Here is a 23,313-nt window from a genome sequence, read left to right on the forward strand (position 1 = left end):
TCGAAATGCCGGAATCCGTCGCCGTGGCGCGAAGGCCGTGTCACGGCGCGCCTCCGGTCCCAGCGAGCGGTTCGGGGATAGGTTCACATTCGTGACACCGCTCGACTTCCGCGACGGCGCCGCACCGACCCCGGGCTCAGCCGGCGAACCCGCCCAGTTTCGCGCCGCGGTCGATGCGATGGGCACCGCATCCGTGCATCCCCGGATCGAGCTTGCACCGATTCGACCACCGCAACGCTTGGCTCCGTATTCCTATGCCATCGGCGCCGAAGTAAAGCACCCGGAAACCAATGTGATTCCCGTCGACTCCGAGGATGACGCATTCGGCCGGTTGATCCTGCTGCACGATCCGAACGGCCAAGACGCCTGGCACGGAGTGTTCCGGCTCGTCGCCTACATCCAGGCCGATATCGATGCGGCACTGGCCGGGGATCCGCTGTTGCCGGAGGTCGCCTGGAGTTGGCTGGTGGACGCGCTGGAATCGCGCGAGGAGTCGTTCACCGCGCTCGGCGGCACCGTCACCTCGACCAGTTCCATCCGGTACGGCGATATCGCCGGGCCGCCACGCGCCTACCAGCTGGAATTGCGAGCCTCCTGGACTGTGGACTCCACCGAACTCGGACCGCACGTCGAGGCATTCTGTGAAGTACTGGCCTACGCGGCCGGTTTACCGCCCGCGGGCATCACTCATTTGCGGCCTCGTCCGCAGAATACCGACGACCAGTTCTGACCGCCACGTAGAGTTCTTGGCTATGTCAGTTGCCGACGAGTCCGCGAAGTTCCAGGGCGAGGACCGGGACGTTGCCGCCGTCCCGCTGCTCGAGCCCGCCGAGGGCGTGCCCCCGGTCACGGATACGGCGCGGGCCGTCGAAGAGGTGGCCGCGCGGTTGGCCGCCGGTACCGGCCCGCTGGCGGTCGATGCCGAACGCGCCTCGGGATTTCGCTATTCCAATCGCGCCTATCTGATCCAGTTGCGCCGCAAGGGGTCCGGCACCGTACTCATCGACCCGATTCCGGTGGCCGACGCACTCGAGCCGCTGGCCGAGGCGATCAACGATCTGGAATGGGTGCTGCATTCGGCCGATCAGGACCTCCCCGGGCTGGCCGAACTCGGCTTGCGCCCGGCGCATTTGTTCGACACCGAATTGGGTGGGCGGCTGGCCGGATTCGAGCGAGTGGGTCTGGCCGCGATGGTGGACAAACTGCTCGGGCACGAGTTGCGCAAAGGCCACGGCGCCGCCGACTGGTCCACCCGCCCGCTACCGGCCGACTGGCTCAACTACGCCGCACTCGATGTGGAACTGCTGCTGGACCTGCGCGAGGCGGTCGCCGAGTCGCTTCGCGAACAGGGCAAGACCGACTGGGCGGCACAGGAATTCGAGCACGTCCGCACGACCGGACCAGCTGCGCCCAAGCCGGACAGGTGGCGGCGCACCTCGGGCATCCATACCCTGCGCCGTCCGCGCCAGCTCGCGGTGGTCCGCGAGTTATGGTCCACCCGTGACAATTTGGCCAGGTCCAGAGATGTCGCACCGGCACGGATACTGCCGGATTCGGCGATCGTGGCGGCTGCGGCCGCGGACCCGAAGAATATTGCCGCACTGCGTGCCCTGCCGGTCTTCGGCGGTCCGCGCCAGCGCCGGTACTCGCGCGATTGGCTCGCTGCGGTGGAACGCGCACGCGCCCTTCCGGATTCGGAGCTGCCCACACTCAGCCAGCCCTTCGACGGCCCGCCGCCGGTGAACCGCTGGGAACGGCGCGACCCGGTCGCCGCGGCCCGCCTCGCCGCGGCCCGCCTCGCCATGAACGAGCTGTCGACGCGCTATGCGGTTCCGGTGGAGAACCTGCTGACCCCGGACCTGCTGCGCCGCCTCTGCTGGGACGGGCTGCCCGAATTCCGTTCCGGCACAGTGCCGGACGATCCGGTCCACGCCATCGACGACTACCTGGCGTGCGGCGGGGCCCGGCCCTGGCAGCGAGAACTCGATGCCGCGCCTCTGGCCGCGGCCCTGTTCGCCGACCGGCCCAGCGCGCCGCACAACTAACGGCCGCCGCCTAGCCCGGCTCGGCGGCGCGGGTCAGACCCCGCCCAGCCAGCCGGTGATGCGCTGTGCGATATCGGGTGCGGTGAGGCCGAGTTCCTGGTGGATCTGCGCCCGTGACGCGTGCTCCAGGAATCGTTGCGGTACACCGATATCGCGGGCAGGCACGTCGATGCCGCCGGCGCGCAGCCGCGCGGAAACCGTGGAACCGATGCCGCCGTGCAGGCCGCCGTCCTCCAGCGTGACCACCAGGCGATAGTTCTCCGCCAGCTTCATCACCGTGTCCGAAACCGGCAGGACCCAGCGCGGATCCACCACGGTGACCGAAATCCCCTCCGGCGCGAGCAGATCCGCGACCTGCATGGCGGTCCGCGCGAAGGGACCGACCGCGACGAGCAGGACGTCACCGTGCACGGTGTGCGCCGAACCGCCCTCGGGCATCCGCAACACATCGACACCGTCCAGCCGCTCCACCGCCGAGATGTCCTCGGCGACAGGGCCCTTCGGGAAGCGCAGGACGGTCGGCCCGTCGGCGACGGCGAGCGCCTCGGCCAGCTCCTCACGCAACGTCGCCGCATCGCGCGGCGCGGCGACCCGGATACCGGGCACGATGCCCAGCACCGACAGATCCCACATGCCGTTGTGGCTGGCACCGTCCTCACCGGTGATGCCGGCGCGATCGAGCACGAGCGTCACCGGCAGCTTCAACAGCGCGACATCCATCACCAGCTGATCGAAGGCGCGGTTGAGGAAGGTGGAGTACACCGCCACGACCGGATGCAACCCGCCCAGCGCCAGACCGGCCGCCGAGGTCACCGCGTGTTGCTCGGCGATGCCGACGTCGAACATCCGGTCCGGGAACCGCTCGCCGAACGGGGTCAGCCCGGTCGGGCCGGGCATGGCGGCGGTGATGGCCACCACGTCCTCGCGCTGTTCGGCTTGGCGGATCAGCTCATCGGAGAACACCGAGGTCCAGCCGACCGACTTGGCCGCAGTGGACTTGCCGGTCTCCGGATCGATCGCGCCGATCGAATGCATCTGATCGGCCTCGTGGTCCTCGGCCGGTTGATATCCGCGGCCCTTCTGCGTGACCACGTGCACCACGACCGGGCCGCCGAAGTCCTTGGCGCGCCGGAACGCAGCCTCGAGCGCGACGGTGTCGTGGCCGTCGACCGGGCCGAAATACTTCAGGCCCAGATCGCTGAACAACTCCTGCGGCGCGACAGCGTCCTTGATCCCGGCCTTGAGCGCGTGCAGCATCGAGTACGCCGACCCGCCCACTCGCGGAATTCCCTGCACGAAGCGTTTGGTCGCGTCGAGCGCCTGCTCGTAGGCGGGCTGCATGCGCAGCGCGCCGAGCCGATCGGCCAGGCCGCCGATGGTGGGCGAATAGGACCGGCCGTTGTCGTTGACGACGATCACCACCGAACGGTCCTGTCCGGCGGCGATATTGTTCAACGCCTCCCAGCACATGCCGCCGGTGAGCGCGCCGTCGCCGACCACGGCCACGACGTGGCGACGCTGTTTGGTCAGCGCGAACGCCTTCGCGAGACCATCGGCATAGGACAGCGAGGCCGAGGCGTGCGAGGACTCCACCCAGTCGTGCGCGCTCTCGGCGCGGCTCGGATAGCCCGACAGACCGCCCTGTTTGCGCAGCCGGTCGAAGGAGTCCCTGCGGCCGGTGAGCATCTTGTGCACGTAGGCCTGGTGGCCGGTGTCGAAGATGATCGGATCGGCCGGGGAGTCGAAGATCCTGTGCAGGGCGATGGTCAGTTCCACCACGCCCAGGTTCGGCCCCAGATGACCACCGGTCACCGCGACCTTCCGAACCAGGAACTCGCGAATCTCCTCGGCCAGCTCACTCAGTTCCGGTGCCGTCAGCCGGCGCAGGTCCTCGGGCGTCTCGACCCGGGAAAGCACTCCCACCGCTATCGCTCCCTACTCCGGAGGTGTCGTCTGTTCCGAACAGTCTACGGAGCCGTCCGGGGAACCGATGACCGGAACAGCGACCGGGCCGCGACACACCGGCGCGTCGTCAGCTACATCACACCGAACTCGCGGCCGCGGTGAGCACGTCATCCGGACGAATCGCCCACGCCGATCGCACCGCGCACGACGGGGCCGGGGCACGGCGACATCACCCGCGGACCGGCTCCATCAGGGCAAGGCATTCGACGTGATGGGTCGCCGGGAAGGCGTCGAAGGCGCGCAGCCGGGTGGGCGCGTAACCGTGGGCACGGTAGAGCGAGATATCGCGGGCGAAAGCCGCGGGATCACAGCCGATATGCACGATGCGCGCCGGTCCCGCCGCCGTCAGCGGAGTGATCACCGCTTTACCCGCGCCGGCCCGGGGCGGGTCCAGGACGACCACATCCGGTGTGGCACGGTGGATTCCGTCACTCAACCAGCGTTCGACGCGCTGTGCGTCCAGGCTCACCCACGGCATATCGGTGAGCGCGGCGGAGCCGTCCGCCACGGCGGACCGCGCCGAGTCGACACCGAGGACCGCGCCGCCCGGGCCGGTGGCCGACCCGATCCGTGCGGCGAAAACGCCCGCGCCGCAATACAGATCCCAGGCCCGCGTTCCCGGCGACGGATCGGCCCACTCCGCTACGACATCCGAATAACATTGCGCCGCACCGCGATGCGGCTGCCAGAACCCGGTCGCCGACACCTCCCAGCGCCGGTCGGCCACGTATTGCACCGCACGGCCGGTGCCCTCGACGACCCGTTCACTCCGGGGCGCGTGCGCCGCCGCTCGCCGAGCAGTGGCGCCGCGACGATCATCCCCGCCGCGACGGCGGTCACCTGCCCGCTCAGCGCGCCGCGCGGCACCGTGCGCGCGCCCACCGGCCCGGTCACGTGTCCGCCGGTCGCCCGCGGCCGGATGTGCCGCTCGCCCGATCTCGTCGCGATCGGGCATGCGCTCCGCGGGAGCCAGTTCGACGATATGCCGGATCCCGTCGCCGTCCACCGCCACCACGAGATCAGCCCCCGGAGTCCAACTCCGCTCGGCTATCCCGGCCATCGCGCCCGAAACCGGTTGGGGGCAGCGCAGATCCGTGATGATCGCGGTACTGCGGAAGCCGTGCACACCGGCACGTCCCCGCGCGTCCACCGCCAGCCGGATCCGGGTGCGCCACCCGACATCCGCGCCTTCGACAGGAAAGGGCTCCACCTCGACATCGGTCTCCCACCCCGCCAACCGCCGCAACTGCTCACGCACCACCGCGGCCTTCAACTCGCGCTGCGCCGCGGGCGTGGCGAAGGCGAAATCGCAACATCCCGCGCCGCCAGGTCCCGACACCGGGCACGTCGCCGGAATCCGGTCCGAGGACGCCTCGAGGATCTCCACCGCCTCCGCCCGGCAGAACGACCCGCCACGATCCTCGCTCACCCGAGCGCGCACCAGTTCCCCGGGCAACCCGTGCCGCACGAACAGCACCCGCCCCTCGTGCCGTGCGACACAGAAACCCCCGTGCCCGGGAGGCCCCAGCCGCACCTCGAAAAGCGAACCCTCCCAGCTTGTTTCACCGCGCCTACGCATCGATACGTCCCTCGCAACCACATCTGCCGCCCCGCCCGCTCGCCGAACACACCAGCACGCGACCGGACCGCGCCCCGGGTCGAGGCCGTCCGCGACCCGGGTCATCCATCGAATGACCTGTCCCACGCCCCGAAGATCTCCCGCCCCGAGCGGGCCCGCTCGCAGCCGGCGAAGCTCGCCCACGCCGGATGGAAGACGCTCCGCGAGCTCGGAAGCCGGGCAGCCCGCTACGGCGGCCGAGCGCATCCGGAGCGCACCCGGAGGCGGTGGTCCGCGTCGAGGGGAACATTCCGGTCAGCATAAAGCGGTGAGAACCCCGGCCCGCAGCGTGCCGGGGTTTCACCGGGCGCGTCCAGGGGAACGTCGGTGCGAGGGCCAGCAGCGGGTACGGTTCCTGCTGAACGAATCAGACCGCACACCACGGTTTCCGGAATGGGGTTGGCACGGTGTACGTAGTGATCATGGGGTGTGGCCGCGTGGGCTCAGCCCTCGCACGCGCACTGGTCCGGATCGGCCATCAGGTGGCCGTGATCGATCGCGACCCCAGCGCATTCCTACGCCTCGGCAAGGATTTCCCGGGCGAGCAGGTGACCGGCGTCGGTTTCGACCGGGACGTGCTCCGGCGCGCGGGCATCGAGAATGCGGGCGCCTTCGCCGCGGTCTCCTCCGGCGACAACTCCAACATCATCGCGGCGCGGGTCGCGCGGGAGACGTTCGGCGTGGAGCGGGTGGTGGCGCGCATCTACGACGCCAAGCGCGCCGCGGTCTACGAACGTCTCGGCATACCCACCATCGCCACGGTGCCGTGGACTACGGACCGGTTCCTGCGCACCCTGATCGGCGACGACAACGCGTCCTCCACCTGGCGTGACCCCACCGGCACGGTCGCGATCACCGAACTGCCCCTGCACGAGGACTGGTTCGGCCGCACGGTGCAGGCTCTGGAGGACGCCATCGGCGCCCGGGTCGCGTTCGTCATCCGTTTCGGCCAGGGGATGCTGCCCACCGCCAAGACGCTGCTGCAGGCCGACGACACCGTCTTCGTCGCCGCCACGTCCGGCCGCGTCGGCGAGGCGGTCGCCCTCGCCGCCACCGCACCCTCGAACGAGGAGGAGTCGTGAAGGTAGTCATCGCGGGAGCGGGCGCGGTGGGCCGCTCCATCGCCCAGGAGCTGTTGCGCGGCGGCCACGAGGTGATGCTCATCGAACGCCGGGTCGATCACATCGATTCCAGCGCCGTCCCGGCCGCGGTCTGGGTGCACGGCGACGCCTGCGAGCTGGAGCTGCTCGAGGAGGCGGGGCTGCAGGATTACGAGGTGGTGATCTCTGCCACGGGTGACGACAAGGCCAATCTGGTGTTCAGTCTGCTCGCCAAGACCGAATTCGGAATCCGGCGAGTCGTGGCCCGGGTCAACGACCCGCGTAACGAATGGCTCTTCGATGGGTCCTGGGGCGTGGATGTCGCCGTCTCGACGCCGCGACTGCTGGCCTCACTGGCCGAGGAGGCCGTCTCGGTGGGCGATCTGGTCCGGCTGATGACGCTGCGGCAGGGGCAGGCCAATCTGGTGGAGATCACGCTGCCGGTGGACACTCCCCTGGCCGGACGTGCGGTGCGGACCCTGACCTTGCCGCGCGACGCTGCCCTGGTGACGATTCTGCGCGGCGGCCGGGTCATCGTGCCGCAGCCGGACGATCCGCTCGAAGGCGAGGACGAACTGTTGTTCGTGGCATCGGTGGAGGCCGAGGACGAACTGCGTAGAGCCTTGGGCGTCAACGGTTTTCGCGCTCCGGCGGTCTCCTGAGCGCTCAGGGAGTTTCCGGCAGCAGTTCGCTGTCCTGCAGCCGCGCGCGCAGTTTGTTCAGCGCGCGATGCTGCATGACTCGCACCACTCCCGGACTGGTGCCGATCGCCTCGGCGGTCTGTGCCGCGGTCCAGCCCAGGATCAGACGCATCACCAGCACCTCACGATGCGCGGGCGCGAGCACCTGCATGAGCTCGAAGGTGGCGTTTCGCCGCTCGGCCGCCAGGGCCATCTCCTCCGGGCCCGGTGCGGTCGAGGGCTGATCCGGGAAGTCGGCCACCGGATAGGCCGTGTGCTGCGCGGCCCGGCGGAAGGCGTCGGCGACCTTGTTCGCCGAGATGCCGTAGACGAACGCGAGAAACGATTTGCCCTGATCGCGGTAGCGGGGAATCGCCTGCACGGTAGCCAGGCAGATCTCCTGAGCGACGTCGTCGGCGGTGACCTGCAGGTTCCCATCCGAACCCAGCCGCGCCGCACAGTAGCGCCGCACCAGCGGATGCACGATCCGAACGATATCGGTCACGGCCCGGTCGTCGCCGGCCGCGGCCGCCCCGATCAGCCGATCCAGCTCCGCGGCGATCCGCCGGCTCTCCGAACGAATGGGCGTCGTGGCGCCGGGCCGCGACGACCCGGCCGTCCGCGTCGTCGATACCGCCGGGTTCTCCTGCGTGATCACTCGGATCATCCCTTTCGCCGATTCTCCATGCCTCACCGAGAATCCTGCTGCGATCCGGACCGAACGGTAAGGCACCCCAGGGGTGGATTCGCCTCACCCGACTTTCACAGCGCCACCGTCTCGCCGCACTGCCGCGCGAGCGAGAAACACCGCCCGACAGTCGGTGATCGCCTGCCCGCCAATCAATTCGACCGACCGGACCTTTCAGTCGGATCCGGCCGACGGTTCGGCGCCTCGTCCTTCGCGGCTGCCCCGGTAGGCGGTCGCCCGCAGGGCAGTCAGAATCGCCGGTGCAAGCGCGACCCCCGCGGGATGGTGAACGGTCGGGTCGATCGCGGCATCGGGTGCGGGCGAGTCGGATCGGGCGATCGAGCGCAGGACGTGAACCGCGCACTCCCGGCCACCGAAGTACCGTTCGAATTCCGGAGCCGCCCGCAAACGCCCGCTGAACCACACACCTCGGGGGTGGAACACCCGAGCGTGCCGCAGGCGGGCGATCACCCCGAACGACTTCTCGACAAGTCTCCCGCAGACTCCGGACAATCGCGCACCGTCGACTCTCACGTTCCTGCTTTCATCGCGACGAACAGGGGCAGTCGGCGCACCGCGCGCAATCGAGCACGGCCCACCGATACCTCGCCGGTACCCGATGACGTTCGACGTATTCGTCCGAGCCGGCCCCGCGGCGCGACCTCGTCCGCCGCGCACAGACCCGTCACGCGATCACATCGCGGCCGCAGGCAGCGGGCCGCGCCGGTATCGGCCGCAACGAGGTTGAAGACTCCACGCGGGCCGAAATCTCCTGCGCCGCAGGGAGTTAGCTCAGTCGCGCTCGACCGGAGCGTGCCCCGCGCGACGCACCGCCCACACCGTGACCAGCAACGCGACAGCGGTCAGCGGCCAGCCCATGACGATGCGGGTGACCGCGAGCAGACCGGTGCTGTTGTCGTTGTAGAAATGCGATTGGACCAGGTAGCGGGCCCCGAAGACGAGTACCCACACCAGTGTCGCGAGATCGTAGAGCCGCAGCGCCCGGCGATCCGAACGCCATTGCGTGCCATGGCCGTTCAGCACGCCCCAGATCACCCCGGCCAACGGCCAGCGCACCACCAGCGAGGCCAGGAACACGCCGGCGTAGAGCAGGCTGGCCCAGATACCGAACAGGAAGAAGCCCTTGGCCGCACCCATCCGGAAGGCGATGAACGCGCAGACGCCCACGCCCAGGAATCCGGATATCGCGGGCTGCACGGGGTTGCGGCGCACCAGCCGCCAGACCAGGATCGCCGCCGCGACGCCCAGGGCCGTCCAGATGGCCGCGGTCAGGCCCCACAGCGCGTTCGCCGGAACGAACACCACGACCGGCAACGTCGAATAGATCAGACCGCTGACCCCGCCGAGTTGCTCGAGCAGCGTGTCTTCGCGATCTTCGGCGGCTTGCGCGTCCGCGTCGCCGGGATCCGCGCCCTGCGCACGGAAGTCGGCCGCGGCGTCGGACCGCGCGCCTCGGGCGGGGTCGCCGCGAAGGGCGTGACGCGGCCCGCGGTCGGCGGGGGCGCGGGACGAGCCGGGCTCGTCGGGGGTCACGGCGTGGCGCTCGTTGTCGGCGACGAGAGCGCCCTCGTCGTTACTGGGTGTCGGCATGCGTCAGGAATTCCCACGGAGTTCGTAGTAGGGGTTGAAGATCACCTTGGCGCCATCGCGTTCGCCGATGCGGCCGCGAACCAGGATACGGCGTCCCGGCTCGATCCCGGGAATGCGACGTCGGCCGATCCACACCAGGGCGATCGCATCTGTGCCGTCGAAGAACTCGGCCTCGAGACTGGCGTTGGCCGTCTTCGGACAGGCCTCCACGCTGCGCAACCGCCCCAGCATGGTGACCTCTTCACCGCGGCGGCATTCGGCGGCCTGACAGGCTCCCGACGCTTCGGAGGTCTCGGCCAGTTCCTGAGCGTCGAGCCGGTCCAGATCGGCGGTCAGCCGGTAGCCCAGACGCCGGAAGTATCCGCTGTCGGGTCCGTCCTTGCGCACTACGGCGCCGGAGCCCGCCCTGTTTCTGCCGGAGAAAGGCATGTCGCGTCACTTCCTGCACTGCTGACGGCGCGGGCGCGCACCATCTTTGTTTCCATACGACCGGCCGGTTGGCCGTACACCGCCACTGTAGAACGGGCCGACCAGGCCCGCCACGGTGCCCGGCCCTCATGTGACGGCCATTGCATCGGCGATGTGGTCCCCCCAGTGGTACCCCGGGCCCGAACCGGTCAACCCACCCCGAAAGGATCCGCTTCGACGAGCCCGCACCCCGGCCGGTCCAGGTGGTCATCGGCGGCTCCGGTCGCTCGAATGCCTGCTCGGACGCCCTGTTCGGACGCTCGCCCCTCGGTCGGCGAGCAGCGTCCGAATGTGCTCGGTATCACCGCGGGCCAGTCCCGACGTCCGGCACGAGCCAACTCGGCGAGCCGTCTCCCACCGACGTGCCCGGCATCGGCCGAGATGCCACCGATTACGCTCAGCCGATGCCCGATCTGTCCCGCCCGGCGATCGTCGTCGGCCTGCCCGGAACCGGCTCCGACGCCGACTTCGCCCGCCGCGCGTTCGAACCCGCCTGTGCCGCAAGGGATCTGCCGTTCATCGCGGTGCAGCCCGATCCGCGGGATGTGGTAGCGAGCTATCGGGCCGCGCTGGACGAGGCCGCCCGCTCGGGCCCGGTGCTGGCGGCGGGGATCTCGCTGGGCGCGGCCATCGCGGTCGAATGGGCTTGCGCGCGAGCCGAATCCGTGTTCGGTGTGATCGCTGCGCTGCCGGCCTGGACCGGGGCCGACACCACCGGATGCCCGGCCGCCCTGAGCGCCGCGGCCACTGCCGCCCAGTTGCGCGCGGACGGCCTGGAGGCCGTGGTCGAGCGCATGCGTCTCAGCAGTCCGGCTTGGCTGGCGCAGGCGCTGACGCAGTCCTGGCGCGGGCAGTGGCCGGATCTGCCCCAGGCGCTCGAGGAGGCCGCCGGGTACGCCTGGCCGACCGCGGAAACCCTTGCGGGACTGGAAGTTCCGACCGTGATCGTCTCGGCTCTGGACGATCCGGTCCATCCGGCCACGGTCGCCGAGGAGTGGGCCGAGCTGATTCCGCGCGCCGAATCGCGTCACATCACCCTGGCCGAGCTGGGTGCGGATCCGGCGGTGCTGGGCGCCCTCGGCCTCGACGGTCTGTCGAACCGCCGGGCCGGGGCCGCCCGGGACAGCTAGTTCAGGCCGAGTTGCTGCATGGCCGACCCCTCCGAACCACGCCGCGGCCGCTCGGGTTCGGGCGTGACCGCCGGGTAACTGCCCGTCGCGTGGGCCTGCGCGGCCGCGGCCTGCGCCGCGAGCGCCTGCTGCTGAGCCTGCATCTGCTGCTGATGTGCGGCCTGCAACTGGTCGGCCAATTCCTGCGGCAGCACCACCGGCAGCGGATCGCGCACCGGCAGCGGATCGTCACCGCGCCGGACCACGGTTTCACTCAGAACGCTGCGGGCCGCGGCGACCAGCGGCTTCCCCTCGTCCACCGCCCCGGACGGCCCGGCCGCGACCAGACGCACCATCCACCGATACCCGTCGACACCGATGAACCGCAGATCGGCGCCATCGGTGACCGCGTGCAGCTCACGACCCCACGGACCGGTCTGCACCGACACCTGAGCGCCGTCGTTGCGCAGTGATTCGGCCAGGTCGGCGGCGACCATACGCCACTGACCGGCCGATTTGGGCGCGGCGTAGGCGGCCACGGTAAGCCGGCCGTACTCGGTGGCCAGATGGACCGCCTGCGGGGTGCCGTCGGGGGTCATCTCCACCTGCAGCTGACCGCCCGGCGGCACCGGCACGATGACCGAGCCGAGATCCAGGCGCTGCTCGGTCACGCCCTCGAGCAGATCGGCCACGTCGTCGAAATCGTAGGGGCCGGTACGCGGCCCTTCGTCCGCCTCCTCGACGTCGTCCTCGTAATACGTTGCCGCGTAGGGCCTTTCACGGTAGGCCGGTTCGTCGTACACCGGCTCGTCGAGCGGGCCCTCGTAGTCGTCGTCCTCGGCGTAGTACTCCGCCTCGTCGTACTCGTCGTCGTAGGCGTAGTCGTCGTATTCGCCCGCGCCGCGGGCATCCCCCCTGGAGCGCTTACTTCGTCCGAACATCCTCATGCCTCCTCGCCGGCCGGGCCTTCCCCACCGGCACTACTCCCATTATCGAGGCTGGCGTGACCGCCGCTGGACCCGTATCCCCCCGCGCCGCGCGCGGTGTCGTCGAGCCGGTCCACGGCCACGAAGTCGACAAGTTCCACCCGCTGCACCAGCAGCTGCGCGATGCGGTCCCCGCGGCGCAGTTCGATCGCCGTGCGGGGGTCGTGGTTGATCAGACAGACCTTGATCTCACCGCGGTATCCCGCATCGATCGTGCCGGGGGTGTTGACGATCGACAGTCCGGTCTTGGCGGCCAGTCCCGAACGCGGATGGATCAGGCCCACCGTGCCGACCGGCAGGGCGATCGCGATGCCGGTTCCCACGAGCACCCGCTCGCCCGGTTCCAGGATCACGTCCTCGGTGGTGCACAGGTCCACGCCCGCGTCGTCCGGGTGCGCACGGGTGGGCACGGGGATGCCGGGATCAAGCCGCAGCACAGGGATGGATGGAGTACCGGTCACATCCTGGGAGCCTACGCGGTCACCCGGTCACCGACTGACCTAGTCTGATGTGGTGTCCGACCAGCCTTCGCAGGTAGCCATGCCGAACGAACAGAGCGCCGCTCCCGTGTACTCCGAACGCCAGTGGGCGCCGTTGTGGTGGTGGCCCGTCGGACTGGGCATCGTGGCCCTGCTGGCGGCCACCCTGCACATGGGCGCGCCGGGAATCCACGCCTGGCTGCCGTACGTCCTGCTGACTCCGGTGCCGGTGTGGGTATTGCTGTGGATGGGCCGCCACCGGGTGGAAGTCGCGCACGATGCGAACGGAACTCTCGAATTACGCACGGACAAGGCTCATCTACCGGTAACGTATATCTCCCGGGCAGCGGTCGTACCGACCAGCGCCAAGAGCGCCGCGATGGGCCGCCAGCTCGACCCCGCCGCCTTCGTGCAGCATCGACCCTGGATCGGGCCCATGGTGCTGCTCGTCCTCGACGACCCGGACGACCCGACGCCGTACTGGCTGATCAGTGCGCGACACCCGGACAAGGTCCTGGCCGCGCTGGGCATCGAGCCACGCAAGGCCTAGCGACGGCCTGTCGCGCGGCCGGGCTAACCCCGCGCAGGTGGATGCCGCGCTCGGCGAGCCGAGCGCGGGCTGGCGGATGTGGATCCCGTGGGCTGTGCGGGGGCTGCGTAGTTCGTGGACGGCAGTTCGCGTGGCCGTGGGCCCTCACGCGGGGCACCGCCCCGTGGTGCGTCTGCGCCCGGTTCAGGCGGCGCAGTCCATGCAGATGAGCTGTCCGCCGGCCTCACTGGCGAGTCGGCTGCGGTGATGAACCAGGAAGCAGCTCGAACAGGTGAACTCGTCGGCCTGCTTCGGGATCACCCGTACGGAGAGCACTTCCTCGGACAGGTCCGCCCCGGGAAGCTCGAACGACTCCGCGGTATCGGATTCGTCGATATCCACGACGGCGGACGCGGCCTCGTTGCGCCGAGCCTTCAGCTCCTCGAGCGAGTCCTCGGAAACCTCGTCGGATTCGGTGCGCCTAGGTGCGTCATAGTCGGTTGCCATGTCGTATCCCCTCGTCCTTACTTCGTATATCCCGGACCGGTTCCCTCCGCGTCGATCCCTCTCGGAATCGGCTCGGCGAGTACCGCCCCGCCGGTGGTGTACGTCACGTGTACACCGGTCGCACACCGGTCCGGATCTGCGGAATCCGTTCCGGATCGCGCTCGGTAAACGCAGGACGTGCCCTGGTTGTTCCCGATAACGCACACCTGATTCACCTCGGTCGATTCGAATCAGGCCGCCAGACAATAGCGGACGTACGGGCAAAAGTCGCAATCAAAACACTCGTGAGTCGAAACTGAGGGTCAATCGACATGTCGGACGAGCACCTACACGATTCGGTGTCCACTCCTGACACGCCCCGTGACCATTACGAGACCCAACCTTTACCCGCATTACCGCCGAACAACCACCCCCTCACCGCCCCACTGCCCCTACGCTGCCTGCTCAACCCAGCCGAGCCCAGCAGCTCAGCCCAGCAGCCCGGCTCAGCCCAGCAGCCCAGCAGCCCAGCTCAGCTCAACACCTACTGACACACCTCGCTACGCCAACCACTGACCACGTCGACCTGGTTTGCGGCGCGGGCTTGCCGCCCGGACGCCTGGCGGGTGCGAGGAACGAGTGCCCGACACGGGGGCCGGGCGGCAAGCCTTGAAGCGCCGCAAACCCGCCGCAGCGAAGCGGAGGCCAATGACACTGCCACGACCAGCCAACTCGTATGGTGTGCATGTGGTTTCACTGATCACCGAAGGCAGCCCGACCGACAAGAAGGGGCGTCCGTTCCTGCGGAGGCGCTATCAACCGTGGGTCGCGATGGTTGCGATCCTGGTACTGATCTGCGCGATCGTCTGGATCAAGGCGCTGACGACCGAGGACCACAGCCATGCCGCCATGGCCTGCAACTCGCCGTCCCCGGCCACCGACCCCAAGTCGGCGCAACCGATGGGCCTGGGTGAGCGGGTGTCCCCCTCGCGCCTGCACGATGTGGAACCGGCGCCGCTGGCACAGTCCAAGGTGCGCGTCTACAACGCCTCGGGCGAGCGCGGCCTGGCCGAGCACATCGCCACCAGCCTGCGCGACTACGGCTTCGCGGGCCCGCCCCCGCCGCAATACGCCAACGATCCGGTCTACGTCAACGGTGACCTGAACTGCACCGGTCAGATCCGCTTCGGCGTCAGCGGCCGTCCCGCCGCCGCGGCGGTGCAACTGGTGGCCCCCTGCGCCGAACTGATCGAGGACCAGCGCAAGGACGACACCGTCGACCTGGCGCTGGGCTCCCTGTTCGGCAATGATTTGCAGCCCAGCGACAACGCCGAGGAAGTGCTCAAAGCGCTGAAGAACCCGGCCCCGGGCAACCCCGCGGTCGACTCCGGCCTCCTCGACGCAGCCCGCACCGCCAACTGCTGAACTGAATCTTCGGCCTCCGCTTCGCTGCTGGGTCTTCGGCCTCCGCTTCGCTGCTGGATCTTCGGCCTCCGCTCCGCTCCGGCGGGTTTGCGGCGCTTTGAGGCTCACCGCCCGGCCCCCGTGTCGGGCACTCGTTCCTCGCACCCGCCAGGCGTCCGGGCGGCAAGCCCGCGCCGCAAACCAGGTCGACGTGGTCAGCGGTTGGCGTAGCGAGGTGTGTCAGGTAGGTGTTCTCCTGAGCTGAGCTGCTGGGCTGAGCCGGCGCTTCAATGCGCCGCAAACCGAGGTTGACGGGATTCCGCTGTCTCCGGCCAGCAGGGGGGGCGTACATGACGATGCCGCCGATTTGTCCGGGGCCGACGGACAGAGGTGTGCCTGACAGCCCGACGCTTGGCCGGCGCGAGTGTTGGGAGTTCGATTCTCTCGCCCGCTCGCATCCGGCGCCCGGCCCTCGCACCTGCCACGACTCCTACAAACCAGTTCGTCGTGGTGCGGATTGGCGCAACGCGGTGTGCGAGGCGGCTCGGCCCACTGGCCGACCGCAAATCCGGGGCCGGCGTTACCAGTCGGGGGCGTATCGATTCACGGCACCGGCTTCGAGACGCCGAGTTCGTCGAAGAGTTCGATGAGCTCGTCCGCGATGCCGGGCGCGGCCGCGACGACCAGTTCACCGGTTTTCGCGACCGTTCCGGCCTCGGGCAGGCGCAGGCGTGCGCCCGCCTCTGCGGCGATCAGCGCGCCCGCGGCCCAATCCCAGGTGTTGAGGCCGTGTTCGTAATGGGCATCGACCAGACCGGCCGCGACCATGCACAGGTCCAGGGCCGCCGAGCCGATCCGGCGGATATCGCGCACTCGCGGCAGCACCTCCGCGATCAACTGACCCTGCCGGGCACGGCGTTCGGCGCTGTACCCGAAGCCGGTCGCCAGCAGCGCCATGGAGAGCGTGTCGGCCTCGGAACAACGCAACGCGGTCACCGTCCCGTCCGGGCCGATCCGTTCGGCTCCCGCGCCCAGGCCCGCGCTGTACACCTGATCCCCGGCCACGTCGGCGACCGCACCGGCCAGTGACCGGCCGTCCCGCATCGCGGCCACGGACACCGAATATGCCGGGATGCCGTACATGAAGTTCACGGTGCCGTCGATCGGGTCGACGACCCAGACGATCTGCGACCCGTCGCCGACGCTGCCGCCGCCCTCCTCGCCGAACACCCGCTCACCGGGACGCAGTTCGGCGAGCAGATCGCGGATCAATTCCTCGGTCTCGGTGTCGACAACGGTCACCGGGTCGGTCGGGGTGCTCTTGGACTGCACGGCGTCCGCGCGCAACGCGCCCGCCGCGCCGCGGACCTGGATCCTTCGCAGACGTACGTGAGCGGCCGCGGTTTGCGCGAGATGCACTGCGACACCGCGTAATTCGGCAATTTGTTCGGAGGTGGGGGCAGAGACGGCAGAGGTGGTCGATTCCGGCACGACCTCCATCGCATCACAGATGCCCGGCGACGCGCATTAGGCTTGTCGTGCACGACACAGATCTGTCCGTCGCGCACTCCAACGCACATCGGCGTGTATCGTGCCGCGCGCACTTGTTTCGGCCCGGCATCACAGGAACGAGGAGTCGTCAATGTCCACTCGGGGACAAGCATTCGGGATCGATATCGGAGGGAGCGGCGTCAAGGGCGCGCTAGTGGATCTGACGACCGGAGACCTCGTACACGAGCGCATCAAGATCGCCACCCCGCATCCGGCCACGCCGAACGCCATCGCCGAGACGGTCTCCGAACTGGTGAAGAAGGCCGACTGGGACGGCCCGGTGGGTATCACCCTGCCCAGCGTGATGGTCAACGGCATCGCTCGCACTGCCGCCAACATCGATAAGAGCTGGGTGGACACCGACGCCCGTCAGCTGTTCTCCCTGGCGCTGGGCGGCCGCGACGTCGTGGTGCTCAACGACGCGGACGCCGCCGGGATGGCCGAGGACCAGTACGGCGCGGCCAAGAGTATCGATGGTCTGGTCATGCTGCTCACCTTCGGCACCGGTATCGGCTCGGCTCTGATGTACCGCGGCACGCTGATGCCGAATACGGAATTCGGACACATTGATATCGGCGGCAAGGAGGCCGAGCACCGGGCGGCGTCCTCGGTCAAGGAACGAAAAAATCTGTCCTACAAGGAATGGGCAGCGCAGGTGACCAAGGTGCTGGTGACCCTGGAAAACCTGCTGTGGCCGGACGTGTTCGTGGCGGGCGGCGGCATCAGCCGCGACGCCGAGCACTGGATCCCGTTGCTGGGCAACCGAACCCCCGTGGTGGCCGCGCACCTGCGCAATACCGCGGGCATCGTGGGGGCCGCGATGGCCGTCGATGCCGGTATCGCGCCGTAAGCACATCGTTCGGATAGTTACAATGGAACGCATGCCCGGCGGTGAGCCGGAAACCGACCCCGGCACGAGAGCCGGGATACCCCGACAGAACCGCTCCGCCGGAATGATCACTCTGGCGTGACGCCGCACGAACACAGTCACGAAAGGGCGTACGTGGTAGCCACGAATACCCGACAGACCGCCGAATCGGCCGACGAGGCCGACTCAGCAGACAACAGCGCCGCACGGCCGGTCCGAAAGGCTGCCGCGAAGAAGGCCCCGGCCAAGAAGGCCGCTGCCAAGAAGGCGCCTGCCAAGAAGGCCGGCGCCAAGGCGGCTGCCAAGAAGGCCCCGGCCAAAAAGGCCACGACCAAGAAGGCCGGGCCCGACGCCGAGGGCGAGGAGAACCTGGACGAGGAGGCCATCGACCTCGAGGATCTGGGTGATCTGGAAGTCTCCGAGGACGACCTCACCGAGGAGGAGGTCGTCGAGGAGGCCGCCGAGGAAGAGGAGGCCGAGGCCGACGAGCCCACCGCGGCCGACAAGGCCTCCGGCGACTTCGTCTGGGACGAGGAGGAGTCCGAGGCGCTGCGCCAGGCCCGCAAGGACGCCGAGCTCACCGCCTCTGCCGACTCGGTGCGCGCCTACCTGAAGCAGATCGGTAAGGTCGCGTTGCTCAACGCGGAGGAGGAGGTCGAACTCGCCAAACGTATCGAGGCCGGCCTCTACGCCACCGAGAAGTTCCGTGAGCTGTCCGAGAAGGGCGACAAGCTGCCGGTCACCACGCGCCGCGATCTGAACTGGATCATGCGCGACGGCAACCGCGCCAAGAATCACCTGCTCGAGGCCAACTTGCGTCTGGTGGTGTCGCTGGCCAAGCGCTACACCGGCCGCGGCATGGCGTTCCTGGATCTGATCCAGGAGGGCAACCTCGGTCTGATCCGCGCGGTGGAGAAGTTCGACTACACCAAGGGCTACAAATTCTCCACGTACGCCACCTGGTGGATCCGTCAGGCGATCACCCGCGCGATGGCCGACCAGGCCCGCACCATCCGCATCCCGGTGCACATGGTCGAGGTCATCAACAAGCTGGGCCGTATCCAGCGCGAGCTGCTGCAGGACCTGGGCCGCGAGCCCACGCCCGAGGAGCTGGCCAAGGAAATGGACATCACCCCGGAGAAGGTCCTCGAGATCCAGCAGTACGCCCGCGAGCCCATCTCGCTGGATCAGACCATCGGCGACGAGGGCGATTCCCAGCTCGGCGACTTCATCGAGGATTCCGAGGCCGTGGTCGCGGTCGACGCGGTGAGCTTCACCCTGCTGCAGGATCAGCTGCAGTCAGTGCTGGAGACGCTGTCCGAGCGCGAGGCGGGCGTGGTCCGGCTGCGCTTCGGCCTCACCGACGGCCAGCCGCGCACCCTCGACGAGATCGGCCAGGTGTACGGGGTGACCCGTGAGCGCATCCGGCAGATCGAGTCGAAGACGATGAGCAAGCTGCGCCATCCGAGCCGCTCCCAGGTGCTGCGGGACTACCTGGACTAGTACACGAGTCGACGCCGCGCGCCGCCGGGAAGACCCGGCGGCGCGCGGCGTATTCGTGGACAACACCAATTCGCTTCTCGCACAACGTTTCCCGCGGTCGATTCCGCGCGCTTCCCGGCGACATGCATTCGCCGACAACACAAGTGCTGGCAGACTGGTTGTTCGTGGAGCAGTTGGTGTTGGTTTTCATTCTGGCGTTCGCGACGATTCTGGCTCAGCCGCTGGGTCGCAAGACCGGTGTCGCACCGGCTGTGTTGATGACCGTCTTCGGCCTGGTACTGGCCGTCATCCCGCAGATACCGAATGTGACCATCGCACCGGATCTGATCCTGCCGCTGGTGCTGCCGCCGCTGCTGTACGCCTCGGCCCGGCGTACCTCCTGGCAGCAGTTCGCCGGTAACGCCAGTCCGATTCTGCTGCGCGCGGTCGGGCTCGTCGTCGTGACGGCCGCGGCCGTGGCCGCGGTATTCCACCTCTGGTACCCGGCGGTTCCGGTGGCCGCGGCACTGGCCCTGGGCGCGGTGGTCGCGCCCCCGGACCCGGTCGCGGTGAGCGCGCTGGCCGATCGACTCGGCCTGCCTCGCCGCCTGATGTCGGTGCTCGAAGGTGAGGGCCTGTTCAACGACGTCACCGCGATCGTGCTCTACAACGTGGCCATCCAGGCCGTCGCGACCGGCAAGATCTCCACGCTGCACACGATTCTGGAGTTCGTGATCTCCGCGGTGGTCGCGATCGTCGTCGGACTGGTACTGGGCTGGGTGGGCAGCCGGATCATGCGCCGCCTCGAGGAGGCGCCCTGGCAGGTGGCCCTGGGTCTGATGCTGCCGTTCGCCGCCTACGGCCTGAGCGAGGCCGCACATGGTTCGGCGGTGCTCTCGGTCCTGGTGTGCGCGCTGTATCTCACCGACGCCGCAACGGATTTCAGCGACAGCGACTACCGCATCGTGGGCGATTCGTTCTGGGACGTCATCGATATGCTGGTGACCGGATTCGCCTTCGGGTTGATCGGTCTCGAGCTCAGCTCCGTGCTCGCGGCCACCGGGCCGGAATGGCCACGCCTGCTGGCCGGTGCGGGCATCGTCATCGCGGTCGTGGTCGGGCTGCGTCTCGCCTGGCTGATGACCACCACACTCATCGTGCGGGGCGTATTCCACAGCAGCACCACCGATGAGCCGCACACCTGGCGAGAGACGATCGTAACGTGGTGGGCCGGTATGCGCGGGGTGGCGACCGTCGCGCTGGCCCTGGCCGTTCCGCTCACCACCCAGTCCGGCGCGCAGTTCCCGGGACGTTCGGAGATCCTGTTCACCGCCTTCGCGGTGGTGCTGTTCACGCTGCTGCTACAGGGCACGACCCTGCCCGCCGTGGTGCGCGTGAGCCACGTACAGGCGGACACCGAGGTCGAGCGCGCTCTCGAACGGGGGCTGTGGGTGCGGATCCTGCGGGCCGAACTGACCCGGCTGGACCAACTCGTCGACAACGAGCAACTGCCGCCCGCGGTGTCGCAACGTCTGCGTGAGGGCTTCGAACGTCGTCTGGCCGCCGCCGATCCGGCGACCGCGGGCGATGTGAAGGATGCGGACAAACCGCTGCGGTTCTCCCATACGATTCGCGCGATCAGTCACGAGGTGCTCGAAGCCGGTCGGTCCGAGGCGATGGCCGCGCGGCGCGAGCCGGGTATGCCCCCCGAGCTGGTGGACCGCATGATGCGCCGACTCGACCTGCGACCGCCGCCGTTCCTGTAGCATCGCCCGCCCCGGGATGCGCCGCATCCGGTTCGCCGGCGATCGCACCGGCCGACGACTTCGCTTGTGCGAGTGCCTGTTCCGCGTGAGCGGTCCGGTGCGGGTCCGTGATCGCCCGATATTCGCCCGCTCGGCGGACCGCGGCGTTCCAGTGCCATTGACGCACTCGGGACACGCCGACTGGTCATGCGACCACGTCGACCTGGCCCGAACCCGGGCAATTCCCTCCGCACACCCAGCAATTTACCGGAAGTTTCAGGTTTAAATTTGCTACCAGCGAGTATCCGGCTACTCTGCGGTGATGTCTTCGCCGATCGGTGAGGCGAGGACTGGCTAGCAAGGAGTCGGCATGCCCGCTATCGACCAATTCACCTACGGGTGGCTCACACCCGCCCTCGCCTATCTGCTGTCCGTTATCGGGTCGTTGCTGGCGTTGCGGTGCATGACTCGCGCCCGCACCAGCCCGCAACCCCGGGGATGGATCATCACCGCGGCCGTGGCATTGGGCGGCACGGGCATCTGGGTCATGCATTTCGTTGCGATGCTCGGCTTTTCGATCCACGGCGCGAGCATCCGGTACAACATTCCCATCACGTTGCTGAGCGCGGTACTCGCGATCGCGGTGGTGTGGATCGGGCTCTGGGTCGTGGTTCGCAGACAGGGCGAGCCCGCCTCGCTGCTCACCGGCGGAACGGCTACCGGACTCGGCGTGGCCGCGATGCACTACGCGGGCATGTACGCCATGAAGTCCAATGCCGCAATGGAATACGACCCGTGGATGGTGCTGCTCTCGATCGCCATCGCGATCCTCGCCTCCTCCGCGGCGCTCTGGTTCGCCCTGCACATCCACGGCGTGCTGGCCTCGATCGGGGCGGCGATGATCATGGGCATCGCGGTCTGCGGGATGCACTACACCGGCATGTACGCCATGCACACCCATCTGGCGGACCAAATGGCCATGCCCTCGGGCGCGACGGCCCAGGCACTGCTCACCCCGCTGATCATCGGCGTCAGCATGGTGACGATCCTGTTGTTCCTGCAGGTGGGCATCACCGATCCCGATGAGCCCGACCTCTCGCGCATCCAGGGCCAGCACGCCAGCCGCTACTGGCCCAGCCGGGACTGACCATCCCATCGCCCCGGCCGAAACATTCTGCGGCGCAATCATTTCGGATCGCGCCGAACGAGGCGCGCGGATGCGTCCGGCCGGGTGCCGATCCGGCGCACCGGACACCACCCGATTTCGAGGGCGCGTCGCCGAGCGGACGCCACTCGCGCGCGCGAGGATGATCGGGTGCCCGTCACCGCGCTGATCCACTACCGCTCCCCTTGGACCCGGACCATCGACGTCGGTACGGTCCGGCAGGGGCTGCGGGAGTGGTGGCACTCCCCGGGTCGGACCCTGCGGGCGCTGCGCGCGGCCCGCGACCACCTCGGCACCGCACCGGCCTCCTGCGCCTACGCGTTCACCCTGTTCGTCACCTGGTGGACCCTGCGCGGGATCAGCGATGTCGCCGGGCACCGGCTGATCCTGTCGCTGTCCACGAATCTGCACAATATGCGGCGCGAACCGGTCCAGGTGCTGGTCGCCTCCGCGTTCTGGACCGAGGGCGGCTTCCCCTGGGGAACGATTCTCGGCTTTCTCGTCGTGATGGCCTTCGCCGAACGCTGGCTGGGCACGGTGCGCTGGATCCTGGTGTTCGCGTCCGGTCACGTCGGCGCGACGTTGATCATTGTCACCGGCATCGCCTATGCGGTTCAGCACCAACTGATTCCGGTGAAGGTGGTGCACGCCGCGGATGTCGGTACCTCGTACGGCTTTTCGGCGGTGCTGGCCGCGCTCGCCTTCCGTCTGCCCGGCCTCGGGCGGATCGTATGGGCGGTAGCGCTGCTGGGCTGGTATGCCCTGGGCGTGTGGCGCGGACGCACCTTCACCGACTACGGCCACCTAGCCGCGGTCCTGATCGGGCTCGCGGTGGGCGGTCTCGCACTGCTGATCTCGCTGCGGCTGGAACGGCTGGGCGCACGACGCCGCGCGGCTACTGCGGCAGTTCCGGATAGCTCCCGCCCGGGCCCGGCCGATACTCGGTGACCGACACCACAGCTCGCATCGGCAGCGGGCCGTACAGATGCGGGAAGCGCATCGATTCCGGATCCGTCGGAACGCCGGGTTCCCAGACCACGGGTGCGCCGAGCCGGTCGGGATCGAGCCAGAGCAGAACCACGTCGTCACGGCCGGCGAACAATCGGTTGGCCGGGAGGTGAACCTGCCGCGGCGCGGACAGGTGGATGAAACCCTCGGCATCGAGCGATTCCGTGCGCCGCATCCCTTCGGCCCGGGCGCGGTCCCATTCCTCCTGGGTGCACATGTGAACCAGCCTGCGCGCGTGCGGGATTGGGGCTTCGGTCGCGTCCATGCCCCGACCCTAGCCGATTCGCCACACCCTCTGGCCTCGAAGTTTGCCGCATCCCGAGTGT

Annotated in this window: 23 protein-coding genes; 12 read left to right on the plus strand and 11 right to left on the minus strand. The window is 68.8% G+C overall.

Annotated elements, in window-relative coordinates; translation table 11 throughout:
* Positions 1-91 precede the first annotated feature (91 nt).
* On the plus strand, positions 92-730 hold the full coding sequence (locus tag AC5WS7_RS10940; RefSeq protein ID WP_495954305.1) for a DUF3000 domain-containing protein: 639 nt from the start codon (positions 92-94) through the stop codon (positions 728-730).
* A 22-nt stretch (positions 731-752) separates the two neighbouring features.
* Positions 753-2,045: an HRDC domain-containing protein gene (locus tag AC5WS7_RS10945; RefSeq protein ID WP_495954306.1), complete on the plus strand. Its 1,293-nt coding sequence runs from the start codon at positions 753-755 to the stop codon at positions 2,043-2,045.
* A 33-nt stretch (positions 2,046-2,078) separates the two neighbouring features.
* Here the strand turns inward: AC5WS7_RS10945 and dxs are convergent, their stop codons facing one another.
* Positions 2,079-3,968 carry a 1-deoxy-D-xylulose-5-phosphate synthase gene (dxs, locus tag AC5WS7_RS10950; RefSeq protein WP_495954307.1) on the minus strand — a complete coding sequence of 630 codons (1,890 nt, stop codon included), beginning with the start codon at positions 3,966-3,968 and terminating at the stop codon, positions 2,079-2,081.
* Between the two features lie 211 nt (positions 3,969-4,179).
* The gene (locus tag AC5WS7_RS10955; RefSeq protein ID WP_495954308.1) at positions 4,180-5,589 is read right to left on the minus strand and encodes a class I SAM-dependent RNA methyltransferase; all 1,410 of its coding nucleotides are present in this window, start codon (positions 5,587-5,589) and stop codon (positions 4,180-4,182) included.
* A gap of 446 nt (positions 5,590-6,035) precedes the next feature.
* On the opposite strand from AC5WS7_RS10955, the gene AC5WS7_RS10960 reads away from it, so the two are divergent.
* Both AC5WS7_RS10960 and AC5WS7_RS10965 read left to right on the plus strand, forming a co-directional pair.
* The gene (locus tag AC5WS7_RS10960; RefSeq protein WP_495954309.1) at positions 6,036-6,710 is read left to right on the plus strand and encodes a potassium channel family protein; all 675 of its coding nucleotides are present in this window, start codon (positions 6,036-6,038) and stop codon (positions 6,708-6,710) included.
* Complete coding sequence (locus AC5WS7_RS10965; protein WP_495954310.1) at positions 6,707-7,390, plus strand: potassium channel family protein; 684 nt, start codon at positions 6,707-6,709, stop codon at positions 7,388-7,390. Before AC5WS7_RS10960 ends, AC5WS7_RS10965 begins: the two co-directional genes overlap by 4 nt.
* Before the next feature lie 4 nt (positions 7,391-7,394).
* On the opposite strand, the gene shbA is transcribed toward AC5WS7_RS10965, so the two are convergent.
* The 4 genes from shbA to AC5WS7_RS10985 all read right to left on the minus strand — a co-directional run bounded on the left by shbA (position 7,395) and on the right by AC5WS7_RS10985 (position 10,094).
* Complete coding sequence (gene shbA / locus AC5WS7_RS10970) at positions 7,395-8,102, minus strand: RNA polymerase sigma factor ShbA (protein WP_495954311.1); 708 nt, start codon at positions 8,100-8,102, stop codon at positions 7,395-7,397.
* Between the two features lie 168 nt (positions 8,103-8,270).
* Positions 8,271-8,630 (minus strand): hypothetical protein, encoded by a 360-nt coding sequence (locus AC5WS7_RS10975; protein WP_495954312.1) that lies wholly within the window; start codon positions 8,628-8,630, stop codon positions 8,271-8,273.
* A 258-nt stretch (positions 8,631-8,888) separates the two neighbouring features.
* A complete protein-coding gene (locus tag AC5WS7_RS10980) occupies positions 8,889-9,476 on the minus strand; it encodes a DUF3159 domain-containing protein (protein WP_495954532.1) in 588 nt (195 codons plus the stop codon).
* A 234-nt stretch (positions 9,477-9,710) separates the two neighbouring features.
* Positions 9,711-10,094, minus strand: coding sequence for an OB-fold nucleic acid binding domain-containing protein (locus AC5WS7_RS10985; RefSeq protein WP_495954313.1), 384 nt, complete (start codon positions 10,092-10,094; stop codon positions 9,711-9,713).
* 485 nt (positions 10,095-10,579) lie between these two features.
* Here AC5WS7_RS10985 and AC5WS7_RS10990 point away from each other — a divergent pair, with 485 nt between their 5' ends.
* On the plus strand, positions 10,580-11,305 hold the full coding sequence (locus AC5WS7_RS10990; protein WP_495954314.1) for an alpha/beta fold hydrolase: 726 nt from the start codon (positions 10,580-10,582) through the stop codon (positions 11,303-11,305).
* Here AC5WS7_RS10990 and AC5WS7_RS10995 read toward each other — a convergent pair.
* Positions 11,302-12,225 carry a DUF3710 domain-containing protein gene (locus AC5WS7_RS10995; protein ID WP_495954315.1) on the minus strand — a complete coding sequence of 308 codons (924 nt, stop codon included), beginning with the start codon at positions 12,223-12,225 and terminating at the stop codon, positions 11,302-11,304. The two genes, AC5WS7_RS10990 and AC5WS7_RS10995, sit on opposite strands and share 4 nt — an antisense overlap.
* Positions 12,226-12,227: 2 nt before the next feature.
* Positions 12,228-12,731 carry a dUTP diphosphatase gene (gene dut / locus AC5WS7_RS11000; RefSeq protein WP_495954316.1) on the minus strand — a complete coding sequence of 168 codons (504 nt, stop codon included), beginning with the start codon at positions 12,729-12,731 and terminating at the stop codon, positions 12,228-12,230.
* A 79-nt stretch (positions 12,732-12,810) separates the two neighbouring features.
* Between dut and AC5WS7_RS11005 the strand changes: the two genes are divergently transcribed.
* Positions 12,811-13,299: a DUF3093 domain-containing protein gene (locus AC5WS7_RS11005; RefSeq protein WP_495954533.1), complete on the plus strand. Its 489-nt coding sequence runs from the start codon at positions 12,811-12,813 to the stop codon at positions 13,297-13,299.
* A 183-nt stretch (positions 13,300-13,482) separates the two neighbouring features.
* On the opposite strand, the gene AC5WS7_RS11010 is transcribed toward AC5WS7_RS11005, so the two are convergent.
* Positions 13,483-13,785, minus strand: a complete 303-nt coding sequence (locus tag AC5WS7_RS11010; protein WP_067587334.1) for a DUF4193 domain-containing protein — start codon at positions 13,783-13,785, stop codon at positions 13,483-13,485.
* Positions 13,786-14,511: 726 nt separating this feature from the next.
* On the opposite strand from AC5WS7_RS11010, the gene cei reads away from it, so the two are divergent.
* The gene (gene cei / locus AC5WS7_RS11015) at positions 14,512-15,189 is read left to right on the plus strand and encodes an envelope integrity protein Cei (RefSeq protein WP_495954317.1); all 678 of its coding nucleotides are present in this window, start codon (positions 14,512-14,514) and stop codon (positions 15,187-15,189) included.
* 582 nt (positions 15,190-15,771) lie between these two features.
* On the opposite strand, the gene AC5WS7_RS11020 is transcribed toward cei, so the two are convergent.
* Positions 15,772-16,668: an inositol monophosphatase family protein gene (locus AC5WS7_RS11020; RefSeq protein ID WP_495954318.1), complete on the minus strand. Its 897-nt coding sequence runs from the start codon at positions 16,666-16,668 to the stop codon at positions 15,772-15,774.
* Positions 16,669-16,810: 142 nt separating this feature from the next.
* Between AC5WS7_RS11020 and ppgK the strand changes: the two genes are divergently transcribed.
* From ppgK to AC5WS7_RS11045, 5 genes are all read left to right on the plus strand, one after another.
* Positions 16,811-17,569: a polyphosphate--glucose phosphotransferase gene (ppgK, locus tag AC5WS7_RS11025; protein WP_495954319.1), complete on the plus strand. Its 759-nt coding sequence runs from the start codon at positions 16,811-16,813 to the stop codon at positions 17,567-17,569.
* Between the two features lie 153 nt (positions 17,570-17,722).
* Positions 17,723-19,090, plus strand: coding sequence for an RNA polymerase sigma factor (locus AC5WS7_RS11030; protein ID WP_495954534.1), 1,368 nt, complete (start codon positions 17,723-17,725; stop codon positions 19,088-19,090).
* A gap of 164 nt (positions 19,091-19,254) precedes the next feature.
* A complete protein-coding gene (locus AC5WS7_RS11035) occupies positions 19,255-20,835 on the plus strand; it encodes a Na+/H+ antiporter (protein WP_495954320.1) in 1,581 nt (526 codons plus the stop codon).
* A gap of 349 nt (positions 20,836-21,184) precedes the next feature.
* Entirely contained in the window at positions 21,185-21,961 is a 777-nt protein-coding gene (locus AC5WS7_RS11040; protein ID WP_495954321.1) for an MHYT domain-containing protein, read from the plus strand.
* A gap of 168 nt (positions 21,962-22,129) precedes the next feature.
* Positions 22,130-22,927 (plus strand): rhomboid-like protein, encoded by a 798-nt coding sequence (locus AC5WS7_RS11045; protein ID WP_495954322.1) that lies wholly within the window; start codon positions 22,130-22,132, stop codon positions 22,925-22,927.
* Here the strand turns inward: AC5WS7_RS11045 and AC5WS7_RS11050 are convergent.
* Positions 22,875-23,252, minus strand: coding sequence for a DUF952 domain-containing protein (locus AC5WS7_RS11050; RefSeq protein WP_495954323.1), 378 nt, complete (start codon positions 23,250-23,252; stop codon positions 22,875-22,877). The two genes, AC5WS7_RS11045 and AC5WS7_RS11050, sit on opposite strands and share 53 nt — an antisense overlap.
* Positions 23,253-23,313 lie beyond the last annotated feature (61 nt).

The organism is Nocardia sp. PLKS1-43 (assembly GCF_059510335.1).